The 14732-nt window shown below is 40.7% G+C and carries 12 protein-coding genes and 1 pseudogene; 5 read left to right on the top strand and 8 right to left on the bottom strand.

Annotated elements, in window-relative coordinates:
* Positions 1-187: 187 nt before the first annotated feature.
* On the bottom strand, positions 188-1060 hold the full coding sequence (locus tag CDG61_RS02455) for an acyl-CoA thioesterase (protein WP_087549935.1): 873 nt from the start codon (positions 1058-1060) through the stop codon (positions 188-190).
* A 288-nt stretch (positions 1061-1348) separates the two neighbouring features.
* Here CDG61_RS02455 and plsB point away from each other — a divergent pair, with 288 nt between their 5' ends.
* Both plsB and CDG61_RS02445 read left to right on the top strand, forming a co-directional pair.
* Entirely contained in the window at positions 1349-3913 is a 2565-nt protein-coding gene (gene plsB / locus CDG61_RS02450) for a glycerol-3-phosphate 1-O-acyltransferase PlsB (protein ID WP_087549934.1), read from the top strand.
* 203 nt (positions 3914-4116) lie between these two features.
* The gene (locus CDG61_RS02445; RefSeq protein ID WP_087549933.1) at positions 4117-6204 is read left to right on the top strand and encodes an acyltransferase family protein; all 2088 of its coding nucleotides are present in this window, start codon (positions 4117-4119) and stop codon (positions 6202-6204) included.
* 147 nt (positions 6205-6351) lie between these two features.
* On the opposite strand, the gene CDG61_RS02440 is transcribed toward CDG61_RS02445, so the two are convergent.
* Complete coding sequence (locus tag CDG61_RS02440) at positions 6352-7140, bottom strand: NAD(P)H-binding protein (protein ID WP_087549932.1); 789 nt, start codon at positions 7138-7140, stop codon at positions 6352-6354.
* 383 nt (positions 7141-7523) lie between these two features.
* On the opposite strand from CDG61_RS02440, the gene recG reads away from it, so the two are divergent.
* On the top strand, positions 7524-9569 hold the full coding sequence (gene recG, locus CDG61_RS02435) for an ATP-dependent DNA helicase RecG (protein WP_087549931.1): 2046 nt from the start codon (positions 7524-7526) through the stop codon (positions 9567-9569).
* A 13-nt stretch (positions 9570-9582) separates the two neighbouring features.
* On the opposite strand, the gene CDG61_RS17785 is transcribed toward recG, so the two are convergent.
* Positions 9583-9990, bottom strand: a complete 408-nt coding sequence (locus tag CDG61_RS17785; protein WP_171405569.1) for a DUF4184 family protein — start codon at positions 9988-9990, stop codon at positions 9583-9585.
* A gap of 5 nt (positions 9991-9995) precedes the next feature.
* The gene (locus CDG61_RS17720) at positions 9996-10343 is read right to left on the bottom strand and encodes a DUF4184 family protein (RefSeq protein ID WP_087549929.1); all 348 of its coding nucleotides are present in this window, start codon (positions 10341-10343) and stop codon (positions 9996-9998) included.
* Between the two features lie 109 nt (positions 10344-10452).
* Here CDG61_RS17720 and CDG61_RS02420 point away from each other — a divergent pair.
* A pseudogene (locus CDG61_RS02420) lies at positions 10453-11073 on the top strand (ComF family protein); the annotation flags it as partial.
* A 334-nt stretch (positions 11074-11407) separates the two neighbouring features.
* Here the strand turns inward: CDG61_RS02420 and CDG61_RS02415 are convergent.
* Positions 11408-11800 carry an NUDIX hydrolase gene (locus CDG61_RS02415; protein ID WP_087549927.1) on the bottom strand — a complete coding sequence of 131 codons (393 nt, stop codon included), beginning with the start codon at positions 11798-11800 and terminating at the stop codon, positions 11408-11410.
* 78 nt (positions 11801-11878) lie between these two features.
* The gene (locus CDG61_RS02410) at positions 11879-12475 is read right to left on the bottom strand and encodes a TIGR00730 family Rossman fold protein (RefSeq protein ID WP_087550023.1); all 597 of its coding nucleotides are present in this window, start codon (positions 12473-12475) and stop codon (positions 11879-11881) included.
* Between the two features lie 156 nt (positions 12476-12631).
* On the opposite strand from CDG61_RS02410, the gene CDG61_RS02405 reads away from it, so the two are divergent.
* Entirely contained in the window at positions 12632-13645 is a 1014-nt protein-coding gene (locus CDG61_RS02405) for a CorA family divalent cation transporter (protein WP_087549926.1), read from the top strand.
* Between the two features lie 150 nt (positions 13646-13795).
* Here CDG61_RS02405 and CDG61_RS02400 read toward each other — a convergent pair whose 3' ends face one another.
* The gene (locus CDG61_RS02400; protein ID WP_087549925.1) at positions 13796-14083 is read right to left on the bottom strand and encodes an STAS domain-containing protein; all 288 of its coding nucleotides are present in this window, start codon (positions 14081-14083) and stop codon (positions 13796-13798) included.
* Between the two features lie 12 nt (positions 14084-14095).
* Positions 14096-14722 carry an MlaC/ttg2D family ABC transporter substrate-binding protein gene (locus CDG61_RS02395; protein WP_087549924.1) on the bottom strand — a complete coding sequence of 209 codons (627 nt, stop codon included), beginning with the start codon at positions 14720-14722 and terminating at the stop codon, positions 14096-14098.
* Between the last annotated feature and the right edge of the window lie 10 nt (positions 14723-14732).

Below are 14732 nucleotides of genomic sequence, written 5' to 3'. Positions count from 1 at the left end.
TTCAGAATCGAGCATTATTTTGTCATCGTTCTGCTGTTTTTTAACTTTGCATGTCTCTTTAAATAAAAAGCAGACACCGCTTGATCCCCTGAATTTTATACACCTGTAAACCTGACTCCATTGAACCACCCGCTGATTTCAATAAAGAAAGCCGTAATATTGCGGCTTCAGGGACACATAAAATGACTTATTGCGTTTCAATTTCACGCAGACGGATTAAACCTTCCTGCGTTGTGCTGCAGACCAGTTCACCGTTTTGCCACATGCGACCGAAATTCAGACCACGTGAATTTGCACTGACGGTTGCATCCATGTCATACAGCATCCAGTCATCCACTCTGAACGGTTTATGAAAATACATGGCATGATCAATACTGGCACACTGCAGACTTGGAGAGAGATAACTCAGCCCATGCGGACGCAATGCCGTGGTCATCAGCGTGAAGTCTGAATAAAACGCAGCAATGGCCTGATGCAGTGAAATATCATCCACCTCTGCTGCAATCTGGTCATGCGTGCGGATGTAGTGCGCATAGGATGGTGCTTCAGGCTGTGGTTGATACGGATTACTTGGATTGACCGGACGGATTTCCACATGGCGGTCACGCATGAAACTGGCACGGACATTTTCAGGCACAAATTCAACCATCATTTTTTTCAGTTCAGCTTCTGCTTTCAGCTGATCCACTGCGGGATAATCCGGCTCATTAATCTGATAGTTCAGACCTTCTTCGTGCGCAGCAAAAGAAATCATGGCTGTAAAAATAGTACGTCCATGCTGAATGGCTTTGACCTGACGACTGACAAAACTTTTGCCATCACGCAGACGCTCAACTTCATAAATAATGGGTGCATTGATATCACCCCCATAAAGGAAATAAGCATGCAGGGAATGCGCAGGACGGTCAGTGGTATAGGAAGCAGCTCTTAAAGCCTGCCCCAGTACCTGTCCACCAAAAACACGTTTACCGACCAGGTTACGGCTGATTCCGCGATAAATATTTTCTTCCAGTTTTTCAAGGCTGAGTAATTCAACCAGTTCCTGAGTCAATGCATTCATTGGATAACCTTTTCAGTAAAGCTGACCATGTGGCAGACGTATTATAATTTCAACATGTTCTGTATGGATATTCTGCCATAAATCCTGAGTAAAACCCTATAGAATGACTGACTGCCGTGTCATGATTATTTTTGAAAAAATCCTGCAAATTTGCGGTTATTAACGATAAAATCCCACCATAACGCTGCATTTTGTCAGAAAATGACATACTGTTTCTGCGTAGAATTACGCAAAATATTATCCCCCTGAAATATCTGCCGTTCTCAGTCCTTTGGAGTAGGAGTATTTATGTCCCAAAGAGGTTTTGGTCAAATGTATCGCCAGCTTTCCAGTAAGCTGCTTGACCTGGTGGTAACCCCACACGTACTTGGTGAGGTTCCAGCTGAACCGACTGCCACTGCAGATTCAGAACAGACACCGCAGAAAGTGGTCTGTTATGTCCTACAGAATTATTCACGCAGTAATGCACTGGTGGTGGATGGTGAAACACGCCGTCTGAAACTTCCGCCTGCACTTGACTCACTGAACATTGCGGCACATAAAGAAAAAGCATCCATTCTGTTTTTACAGCACCATAATGAAAACAATCTGCTGAATCCTCCGCTTCATGCATTTCCGCCCCGTCTGCTCCGACTGATTGAAGTACTGGAAAAACATCCTGAAACTGATATTGAACTGATTCCGGTGACAGTCCTGTGGGGACGTTCTCCTGACAAAGAAGACTCGCTGCTGAAGCTGTTGTTTACAGATACATGGGCAACACCCGGCACGGTAAAACAGCTGGTGAATATTGGTCTGCATGGTCGCCAGTCGTACCTTGAATTTCATCAGGGACAGTCTTTACGTCAACTGGTGGATTATGCGAAAACCACGCATCCAAACCTGTCCCCTGCGACGTATATTGCAAACACCTTAAATGATTTCCTGGACAATGAACGTGAAGTTGTACTCGGTCCTGACCTGTCAGACCGTCGCAATGTCATGCATTCCCTGATCAAATCGCATGATGTACAGGATGCAATCCGTCGTGAAAGTATCCGAAGCAAAATCAGCATGATTGAATCAGAACGCCGTGCCATTGGATATCTGAATGAGATTGTATCGGACTACTCCCATTCAGCAGTCCGCTTTGCAGATATGGCACTGACCCGTTTATGGACACAGCTTTATGATGGTGTGGAAGTCCACAACTTCAGCACTGTCCGTGAACTTGCCAAAGACTACGAAATTATTTACACCCCATGTCACCGCAGTCACATTGACTACCTGTTACTGTCTTATGTGATTTATAAACGTGGCATGATGGTGCCGTACATTGCTGCGGGTGATAACCTGAACATGCCGTTTGTCGGTCAGTTACTGCGTGGTGGCGGTGCATTCTTTATCCGTCGTACCTTCCGTGGCAATGGGCTGTATACCACGGTATTTAAAGAATATCTGTACAGCATTCTGTCACGTAACACACCACTGGAATACTTTATTGAAGGTGGTCGTTCGCGTACCGGTCGCCTGTTACCACCCAAAACAGGCATGCTCGCCATGACTGTTCATGGACATTTACGTGGTCGTGCTAAACCGATTGTATTTGTTCCGACTTATGTCGGTTATGAACGCTTAATGGAAGGTTCGACCTATGTCGGCGAAATGAATGGTAAGCCGAAAGAATCTGAATCCATTATCGGCATTTTAAAAACATTACGTAAAATTGAACGTATTTTTGGCAAGGTTCATGTGAACTTTGGTGAACCTGTTTTTCTGGATGACATGCTGAAACAGCACAATGCTGAACAGATCAAAATTGAAAGCAACGATGCACCTGTTCCCGAAGCGGTTTCTGCTGCGGTCAACAGCTCTGCCAATGCAATTCTGGAAAACATTAACCGTGCTGTGGTGATCAATCCTGTTTCATTACTGTCCTTAATTTTACTGGCAACACCAAAACATACCCTGGATGAAGAAATCTGCATTAAACAGCTGGATACTTACCGTAATCTGCTGACAGCACTGCCTTATGATGAACGTACTCAGGTTACTCCGCTGTCAGGCAAAGAAATTATTGCTTATGGTCTAAAACTGAAACTGATCAAACGGGTTCAGCACGTACTGGGTGATATTATTGCGATTGAGGACAATCAGGCGATTCTGCTGACTTATTTCCGCAATAACATTCTGCATGCCTTTGTTTTACCTTCACTGGTCGCAGCACTGGTTGAGCATAACGGTAAAATCAGTAAGGCGGATCTGATCAATGTGATCCGTACGCTTTATCCATTCTTAAAAGCTGAACTGTTCTTAAAATGGAAAGATGGTGAAATCAAAGCTCAGGTCGAAGAGTATGTAAATGCTTTGGCTCAGGCAAATCTGATCTTTGTCGATGATGCAGATCTTATTTACAGCCCAACACCGAACTCTGAAGATCACAATCAGCTGAAAGTACTGGCAGTACCTGTACGTCAAAGTCTTGAGCGTTATTACATGACTCTGGCACTGATTACTCAGCGTGGTTCAGGCAATATTTCTATTCGTCAGGTTGAGGAACTGAGTCACCTGGTTGGTCAGCGTCTGTCTGTGTTGTATGAATTCAATTCACCTGAATTCTTTGATAAAGCCTTGTTCCAGAGCTTTGTGAAAGTGTTGACTGAGCAGGGTTATATCAAGACCAATGAAGACAATGCGATTGTGTTTGATGCTCAGTTCCGTAATGTAGCGCAATACGCCAACCTGGTACTGGATGATGTGACTTTACAGATGCTTCAGCATATTACTTCATTTACCGATGATGAGCTAAAAGAAGCACTGGATGCTTTGGCTGCACAGCAGGCGAAGAAGCGTCTGAAGCGAAAGAAGAAGTAGAAACTTTTCCACTATCTTCACTGAAGATCAGTGAATAGTAATTCACCCCAAATAAGGTGCTACTTTTATCATTAGTGCATTCCACATTGCGATAAATGCATATTCACATGAGTTTTTCCGTTTGAATATGCATTGTTTAGAAAAAATTTAAATCTTTAACTTATAATCCTGTCTGTTTTAGATTTTTGTAAAGAAGCAGAACCATGAAAAAAAAATTCAACTTATCCCATCCAAAATATCGGCCCGATATTGACGGTTTAAGAGCTATAGCTGTTTTAGCTGTAGTTCTATTTCACGCTTTCCCCTCATCTTTAAGAGGAGGGTTTATAGGCGTAGATATTTTTTTTGTAATATCTGGTTTTTTAATCTCAACAATTATCTATGAAAATATAAAAAATGAAACCTTTAGCTTCAAGGACTTTTACTCACGGCGAATTCGTCGTATTTTTCCTGCTTTATTGGTCGTAGTAATTACAACTTTTATATTTGGTTTCTTTATCTTATCTGCTGATGAATTTAATAAATTAGGAAAATTGGTTGCTGCAGGCATAGGTTTTGTTGCTAATTTAGTCCTATGGAGTGAGGCTGGATATTTTGATTCTGCCACTGAAACAAAAACTTTGCTACACCTTTGGAGCCTGGGTATTGAAGAACAATTCTACTTTTTTTGGCCATTATTACTATTTTTTGCATGGAAACGTAATTTCAATCTTTTGATAGTAACAATTATCGTTTTATTTTTTTCACTTATATTCAATATTTTAAATATTAAAACCGACCCAATTGCTACATTTTACTCGCCTGTAACAAGAATATGGGAATTACTCTTTGGTAGCCTATTAGCTTGGGTAGTAGTGTTTAAAAACGATAAACTTTTAAACCTAAATAAAACAGCAAACGCATCCTTATCCAAAATGTTTTTTTTCAAGCACATTAGGGAAGAATATTTATTTTCCAATATCCTTTCCTTTTCCGGAATGATATTCTTTCTTATAGGCTTCATAGAAATAACAAAAGAATCGAATTTTCCTGGATTTTGGGCTTTACTCCCTGTTTTAGGCACAGTTATGGTAATTATGGCAGGCCCTACAGCATGGATAAATAAAAATATTCTTTCCAATAAAATTGCTGTTTGGTTTGGTTTAATTAGTTTTCCTCTCTATTTATGGCATTGGCCCATACTATCTTATGGAAGAATTTATTATGACAAAACTCCACCCGAAAGTTTCAGATGGATTGCTATTCTAGCCTCTATATTACTAGCGTGGCTGACTGTTAAATATATTGAAAAACCTTTTCGATACAGTAAATACAAAACGCAAACAAAAGTAATTTTTTTATGTAGTACAGCACTGATACTCGGTCTTATTGGCTTAATTACATACAAAGTAAATTTTATGGATTCCAAAATATTCAATGATCTAAAAATTCAGAGAAAAGGTTTTGAGCATGCCTATGGTCCATCACTAAACTGGTATGAAGGTAAAGAGAATTGGCTATTTTTAGGAAATAACCATGATGCCAGTGTAGAAAAATTAAAATTAGTTACCCCACCAAATATACAGAGCATTGAAGCAATACATCTAAATATGAAGGAAATTGTTAATACAGCAGCACTGTTTAATACACATGTTCTTTTTATTATGGGGCCAAACAAAGAAAATATTTACACTGAATTTTTACCAACGGCTTTAGTTCCATCTGAATTAAAATATAGTAGCTATTTTTTAAATTCTCTAAGAAAAATACCTAAACTTAGTGTATATGATCCTACACTTGACTTAAAAAATGCTAAAGAAAAGGAAGGTATTTTATACTGGAAAACTGATACACACTGGAATCAGAAAGGTGCATATATAGCATTTTCGGGTCTAGCTCGAATGCTATCACAACCTATTCCAAAAGTTAAATTTCACTTAGGACCTATATATGAAGGTGATTTAATCGGTATTTCACAATTAAAAAATTTCCCGCTTTCTGCATCAGACAATTGGATCGTAGTATGGGATAAAAAGCCTATTTCCATTGAAAAAAGATTATCATATGAACATGAATCTTCATTTGGACATCCAAGAATTGTAACTACAAAGAATGCTCTAACTGATAAATATGTCTGGGTTATTGGAGATTCCTTCTCTAACGGATTAGCCACTTATATCAATGCAACTTTTAAAGAAGTACGATATATAGGGCATTGGAGTGATAAGTTAAATAACTTATCAGAGGAATTGAACAAAGCAAATAAAAAGCCTGATTTTATTATCATTGAACGTGTTGAACGCTCTTTTTAAATTTAAATAATGTACCTCGCATGAAGTTTAATTATTTACAAAAAATAAACTGATCATGTAAAAACCACCCATAACAGAGTGGTTTTTACATGATTTATTACGTTAAATATTCTCAAACAACACCCCGAACATTTTAATAAATTTAATTCAAAAGCCTAATCCTCCTAAAACCAGGCTCCCCTTGAAACCCTCCTGCCTTGCAAAAATCCTTTTCCCTACTTCCCTGTCACTCTCCAAAACCAGTTCAGGCAAACCCAACTCCCTTTGAATCTTTAAAATCATTTCATGCAAAGGCTGAGGTTGATTATTGGTACAAATATAAGATTTTTCAGGACGTTCCACGTGAAGTAAATTCACTAAGAAACTCGCTAGATCATCTATATGAATCCGATTCGACCAATGAATATTTGGATAAGTTTTTGTAGTTTCCGCGAGCTTCACCATTCTCGCAGTCGAAGTACCATAAATCCCTGTCGGACGTACAATCACACACTGTTCAGGATAAGCCTGTTGCCATAATTGTTCCATTTCTAACAACAATTTTCCCTGCTCATCACCTGGAATCGCAGGCGAATCGTCATTGATGATTTCACCATGATTTTCACCATAAACACGAGTCGATGACACCACAATGATTCGCTTTACAGGATGATCTTTTAAAGCACATACAATCGGTTGAACAGAATCCACATAAGTCTGCCGATACGCTTCAACTGAACTTAAAGTTGTATTTCGAGATGGTGCAAGGAGTACATAAACAGCATCAACAGGACTGATCTTGGATAAATCCAGTTGCTGAATATCCTGAATCAAATGCTCAGCAAAATCATCCTCTTTCGGACTACGGCTCACTGTGGTAATTTGGTGATCCTGTTGAAATAATTGTTTAGCAACACGCTGCGATGTTTTACCATAACCGATAAATAGAATATGCATCAAACGACCTATTTAAATCTATACATTTAAGCTGTTAGTTAATTTTATACAAAATATCTATAGCATACTTGGCTTATAGATCAATGTGGATATGCGATAACGTCATCCGCAACTGTTTGAGGCAGGACTTCTTTTAATAGATAATGTTTTTGCAATATTCTTGTTTTAACGATGGTATATGACGAGTTTTGCGGTGAGGAGCGAAGCTCCGCAAGATGGTTTTCTTGCGCAGTTTCACTGCTCATTTTACGAATGCAAAATACATTTCGTAAAATTAAGGCTAATCCCTTAATCAAAACCTTAGTTGTAAGACTCCGTCGAAAAGAATTGATTAGCACATAAATGATTATTTAATATTCGTTACGAACCGAAGTTGAGGGGACATGGCTGCCGTCCATCAATTGCAAGGGGTTGGCAATGCCGCCGCTGCGCTACTTGAAAAACTGAATATATTCACCACAGATGACCTGTTGTTTCATCTGCCCCGTGACTATGAAGATCGTAGCACGATCATTGCCATGAACCAATTACAGGTTGGGCGAAGCTACCTCATGGAAGGCGTGGTCAAATCCATTGACATGCCACCAGGAAAGCGCAAGTCGATGGCGATTCTATTGCAGGATGATTACGGCAAAGTCACCTTACGTTTTTACCATATTTATAAAGCATTGATGGATCGTGCCAAAGCAGGCAACCGTTTAAGAATCTTCGGTGAAGTCCGTGTCGGCTCCCGTGGTTTAGAGCTTTATCATCCTGAAATACAGCTCATTACCGAACATACGCCTTTACCACAAACTGAATTGACCGCCATTTATCCTGCAACCGACGGTTTAACTCAACCAAAACTGCGTGAATATGTGAAGCAGGCACTGAATCATCATGCCGATGATTTACCTGAATTATTGCCTGAAAAATTCACCAATGGTTATGCACTCAATCAAGCACTTGAATATATTCACCATCCCCCTGTGGATGCCAATATGTTGCAACTGTCACAAGGTTCGCATCCTGCACAGCAACGCTTGATATTTGAAGAACTGGTCGCACACCAGATCAGTTTACTGACACGTCGTGCTTATATTCAGCAGATCGCAGCACCGTCATTTTCCTATAGCAAAAGTTTTGCCAAACAACTTTTGGCAAGCTTACCTTTTGAAATGACCAATGCACAAAAACGTGTATCGAATGAAATTGCCAAAGACTTAAAACAGAACAAACCGATGTTACGCCTTGTACAAGGTGATGTGGGCGCAGGGAAAACCTTGGTTGCAGGTGTTGCCGCCTGTCATGCTCTGGAAGAAGGTTGGCAAGTGGCACTGATGGCACCAACTGAGATTTTAGCGGAACAGCATTATCTGAATTTTAAAAAATGGTTTGAGCCTTTGGGTTTAAATGTTTCCTGGCTTTCAGGCAAACAAAAAGGCAAGGCACGTACAGCGGCAGAACAAACCATTAAAGATGGTACGGCGAATGTCATTGTGGGAACACATGCACTTTTTCAGGACAATATCGAATTTGCCAAATTGGGTTTAGTCATCATTGATGAGCAACATCGTTTTGGTGTGGATCAGCGTTTAGCACTACGTAATAAAGGCGTGGACAATACCACACCACATCAATTGGTCATGACTGCAACACCCATTCCACGTACTTTAGCCATGTCTGCTTATGGTGATCTGGATACTTCGGTGATTGATGAACTACCGCCTGGACGTACCCCGATTCAAACCGTGACCATTCCACTGGATCGCCGTGAAGAAGTCTTACAGCGCATTGCCAAGAACTGCGCTGAGGGTAAACAAGCCTATTGGGTATGTACCCTTGTCGAGCAATCTGAAACCCTTGATGCACAAGCCGCAGAAGCCACTTATGCAGAAATCAAAGAACGTTTTCCTGAACTCAATATCGGATTGGTTCATGGAAAAATGAAAGCCGATGAAAAACAGTCGGTCATGCAGCAGTTTAAAGATAATGAATTACAGCTGTTGATTGCAACCACCGTGATTGAAGTCGGTGTCGATGTACCCAATGCCTCCATCATGGTGATTGAAAATGCTGAGCGTCTAGGGCTTTCACAACTGCACCAGTTACGTGGACGTGTTGGACGTGGTGCAACAGCGAGCTTCTGTGCCCTGCTCTATAAAAGCCCGCTGTCGCAAAATGGGCAGGAGCGTTTACGTATCATGCGTGAAACCAATGACGGTTTTATCATTGCAGAAAAAGATCTGGAAATACGTGGACCTGGTGAATTACTCGGAACGAAGCAAACAGGTGATATGGGTTTCCGAGTCGCCAAACTTGAACGGGACGATCACCTACTCAACCAAGCCCACCATGTTGCAGGGCAAGTGTTAAAAGACTACCCTGATAATGCTGAAGCCTTACTCAAACGCTGGCTACCTGAAGCACCAAGATATGCGTATGTGTGACCAATCGAAATATTCAGGTTTTTTGATTGTTTAACCTCAGATATTTAAACAAAGCAGATACACCCAGCACACCCCAGAAGAAACAAGGTATTGCAACAACCAGAACTGTCACCAATGACTGGACTGAGAATGAGTTCAACTGCATTTTCCAGCTGAATAAAGTAATAAAGCACAACAAAATTATGCTCCAGTAAATAAACATTTTCTGGGTCTGATTCTGGTTTTCAGGTAACTGAGATACTGGCATTTTATAAATAAACATCATCACAACCCATAATCCCAATACACCACTTAAATATTGCAGAAACTTAAACACAGGAATACTGATATTCCCCAAATATAACATTTGTTGTAAAAAAGACATCTGTTGAACAAAAAAACCTGTTTTATGGGTGAAAGCATCCCAGACAATATGAGTCAAAATACCTAAAAAATTGATATCACAATAATCCAGATATTTTTCATGCAGTATGAAAGCCAGTCATAATGCTGAAAAACAATAAAACGCTGTCGTAAAAAAGGAGGAAGATGCTCTATGAACTGATCACGGATTACGATGTGGATGAACAATGCCAGAAGGATGCTGACAGGAATATCTACAAGAAATATTCCCGCAAAATGATGTCCAAAATCCCCCTGCATTTTCATTCTTAAAAAATATTCAAAATCAGGAGCCATACAACCAAGAATCAGTCCTGTAGCAGACAGTTGTTGTTTTTGTAACCATGGACTGAACAGTAACGTTGCCGCAGTATGAGAAAAAGTAAATGGCATGGAATTTTTACACTGTAGAGTAATTCAGTTTTTTAATTTTCATAGTGAATAAACTTTATTCTAAATTATACTGTACAAAATTTATTTAAAATAAAAAATCAGAATAAAAATGCTCTCATTCATCAACCAATTGCTCCATAAAGGTGTACAAAGCATCTCCCCTTGCCTGCTCTGTGGCATAGACCGTCAGCAACAGCATTCACTCTGTGCAGACTGCTGGGAACAACTGCCGTGGTACAAGCAACACATCCAGCGTCATGAACACAGCATCCTTTGCGCACACCATTATGACTTTCCCATGAACCGAATTATTCAGACTTATAAATATGAACAGCAGCTCCAGTATCAGAATCTGCTCGCACACAGCTTACTGAATTTAAGAACTCCCAAAGTTCACGCCATTGTCCCCATGCCCATTTCAACAGAACGACTCAAAGAACGTGGCTATAACCAGATGTTGATCATTGCAAAAATTATGGCGAGAGAACTGAAAATCCCTGTATGGCAACCTGTAATCCGTGCAGCGCAATATTCACAAAAAGGCTTAAGTCGCATCGAACGACTGGAAAATATCGAAGAACAGTTTCAGATCATTCCAGCAGAAAAAAGAAAATATAAAAAAGTGCTGATCATTGATGATGTGGTCACCACAGGAAGTTCAATTCATGCACTCAGCCAAGCCTTAGAAAAACTTGGCTGTCAGCAGATTTATACCGCATGTATTGCAGCAGGAGGAATTAAAAGACAATCTCAGCTTGGAGAAGTAGAGATCAATTTCAAAGAGAATAGTTATACCATTCTATCAAAGTTGGATAATATAAATTAAAGGTTTGCACAGACTCGACTTACATTGACAAGTTTAAATTGCTTTGCGTAGTCGATGCCTCACTTTTGAAAGATCAAAAGTGACAAAAATCCTTTGTTGGACAAAGGGGATGTCCATATCGCCCTTGTCCAACGGCGACATCCATGTCGCCTCACGATAGCAACACCATGTTTAAAGCAATTGGTTGCAGAAAAGCAAAAGTGGCTAATTTATATAAAGTTAATTTAATAGATTGATATTAAACAAGATTTTCCTTACACCACGGAATCACAACTTCTTTGGTTAATGGCGCAAGTAAAGTCTGCTGATCATCCAGATCAATCCATTTCATCTCAGCAATTTCAGCATCAATCTGCGGTGCCTGATCCAGACTGACCTGATAGACATAACTGACCAGTTGATGCCCTGCTTCATTGGCAGCCTTCGTTTCAAAACGTCCAACAAACTGCTCAATTTCAGCATTCGCACTGATTTCTTCAGCTATTTCACGAATCATGGTCTGTTCAGGCGCTTCATTCGACTCAAGCTTTCCGCCGACCTGCATAAAGAACTGCGTATTTTTCTTGCGGACCAGAAGCAGTTGATTCTGTTCATTTAAAATAATGGCAGCTGCAACAGTGATGATATTCATAAAATTAAAACAGAGGATAAAACACAATATATTGTGACATTGTTAAAAATAAAAACAATATATTGTGCTAAAACTTATTTACGCCAGTTTACCCACAGCCTGCCGTTCCTGCGCACCCCATTTCGGTTCAGGTGCAATATAACGCTCAAACTGCTCCAGAATAACCTCGACCGAATCAGATTGAATCAATGCCTCAGTAAAGCGGCTTTTCGTAAAACCTTTATCGGCACTCAACTGGATAAACTTCAGTAAATCATCATAAAAACCATTCACATTTAAAAATGCACAAGGCTTTAAGTGAATACCCAGCTGTGCCCAGGTCCACTGTTCAAAAATCTCTTCCCAGGTTCCAGGACCACCAGGCAAAGCAATAAAAGCATCAGACAGTTCTGACATTTTAGTTTTGCGTTCATGCATATCTTTAACCACATGCAGCTCAGTCAGATGAGGATGTGCAAGCTCTGCATCCACCAGATTCTGTGGGATAACACCAATCACTCGACCACCGGCTTCCAGCGCACTGTCCGCAACCACACCCATCAAGCCTGAACGACCACCACCATATACCAGGGTTTTTCCTGCCTGAGCAATTTTACGACCGGTATTCTGCGCATTTTCGAGGAAGATTGAATCGGTTCCCATTGAGGAACCACAGAAAACTGCTATCGAATTCATCATTTTTTCACCATGTTATACATCTGTCATGCCACTGCATTAAACTTCGGGCAGATTTTTTAATAAAATAACGTTTCGATCAGTGTTTTTATTTAAATCCTTGTCTAAAATACATGCATCAACATCAACCATACTGCGCAAAGGAGAAAAGACGGCATGCTTGAAGCCTTTTACGCCACAGAGCGCGGTAGCCTGGAAGATGCCACTATTAACGGTGGCTTCGACCTGCATCAGGATCTTGTCTGGCTGGATCTGATTGCACCTTCGCAGGAAGAACAGCAATGGATTATGGACGCATATGATCAGAATTTACCTACACTGAAATCACTTGAAGATATTTCATCCTCTGCCCGATTCTATCGCGATGATGACGGTATTTTACATATCAGCACCTATTTTTTAACGAAAAATAAAAACTTCCTGCTTGATGGCGAAACTGATGACAATTCCAGTATTTTAGCCACAGTTCAGACAGTTGCTTTTATTCTGCATAAAGAACGCCTGTTTACCATGCGTGGTGAAAAACTGGTGGCGTTCCGGGCTTTTCGTGCCCGTGCCCGACGCAATGATTACGATATTGACTACAAAGATCCCACCTGGATCTTGTTAGGTCTGCTTGAAGCCAAACTGGATGAGCTTGCGGATATCCTGGAAGATATCCACAAGGATCTGGAAAAATATTCCACAGAGGTACTGAATAACCGTCACAGGGAAATGATTCTGGACCTGGATGACATGATTACCCGACTGGCTCAACTCGAAGATATGCTCGGAAAAGCACAGCTATGTCTGATTGATTTACGTCGTGTCCTGACTTTCTTATCACGTCCACGTGCGTTGGGCAGTCACATCTATGATGCTGATATTCGAGAGCTCAGTGAAGATGTACGATCACTGGTGGAGCACGATGCATTCTTATTCCAGAAAGTCCGATTCCTGCTGGATACAACTTCCGGATTCATTAACACCGAACAAAACGATACGATCCGTCGATTTTCCATCTTACCGAGTATGCTTGCACCACCAATGCTGGTTGCCAGTATCTATGGCATGAATACAGATGTTCTGCCGTTTGCGCATGGCACAACCAGCTTTGTTGTCGTCAGTCTTATTCTGGTTGCTTTCTTCATTGGTCCACTGATTTACTTCAGATGGAAAAAATGGATTTGAGCAAGCTTTCTTTACTCCCTCTCCTTCCAGGAGATGAGCAGTAATACTGTGCAAGGGAGAGGTTATAAAAAATGCTTTATAAAGACCATATTAAAAGCACACAATTTAAATCCAATAAAAAAAGCACCTTTCGGTGCTTTTTTTATTGCGTCAGATGAGTTTTAAAGCATCCTGCAAATGACAGGCCTGGATGATTTTCATCATTTTTTCAGGAACTGACCTAAACTGAAGCCCTGTTGCCGCTGGTGTCTGTCGAAGCCAGCGCACCAGTACCGCAAGTGCCAGTGTGCTGCCCTGTTCAAGCTGACTCAGGTTAACCACAACAGGAAACTGCTGTTGAGCCTGTATCAGTTTAATGCCCTGCTGATAATATTGCTCAGCATTGGTATCGTCTATTGTTCCAGAAACTTTCAATTCCTGATCAATGAATTCAATCATTGTCCACCTGTCTTATTTTTTATCAACCGCTGCTTCTGCATCCGGTTTGAAGTTGGCAATTGCCTTATCCAGGTTATTACCATTACGTTTTACAGTTGCAGCAAACTGGTTACGGAACTGAAGACCAAGGTCAATACCTGATACATTGATATTACGGATTTTCCACTGACTGCCTTTATCCGCCAGCTGGAAAGCCACAGGAATTTTTTCACCTTTATTAATGAAATCAATGGTGACTACAGGATTTTTGCTCTCAGTTTTTCTGTACGGACGCATGCTGTAAGTCTGATTTGAATATTTCGCAAAAGCACTGCCGTAGTTTTCAATCAGTGTTTCACGGAAATTTTTCTCAAACTGAGCACGCTGAGCTGGACTGCTGCTCTGAGCATAAGTACCCATGACTGTGCGGGTAAATGCCTGAGAATCAATATGCGGATCCAGTTTCTGACGAACAATCGCCTTCACCGCAGCAGGATTATTCTGCAGTTTTGCATGATCATCCTTAAGACTGGAAATCAGACCATCTGCTACACGCTTGATAAAATCAGGTGGTGCTTCAGCTGGCGCAGCCATAGCTGTACCTGCAATCATCGTGGAAAGAATACTTGCTGCAAGCGTTTGTTTAATCAGTGTATTCACTTTGATTCTC

The sequence above is a fragment of the Acinetobacter sp. WCHAc010052 genome (assembly GCF_002165295.2).
Classification (GTDB): Bacteria; Pseudomonadota; Gammaproteobacteria; order Pseudomonadales; family Moraxellaceae; genus Acinetobacter; species Acinetobacter chinensis.
Note: the sequence above shows the minus strand (reverse complement) of the source record. Positions and strands in the feature narration are given on the sequence as shown.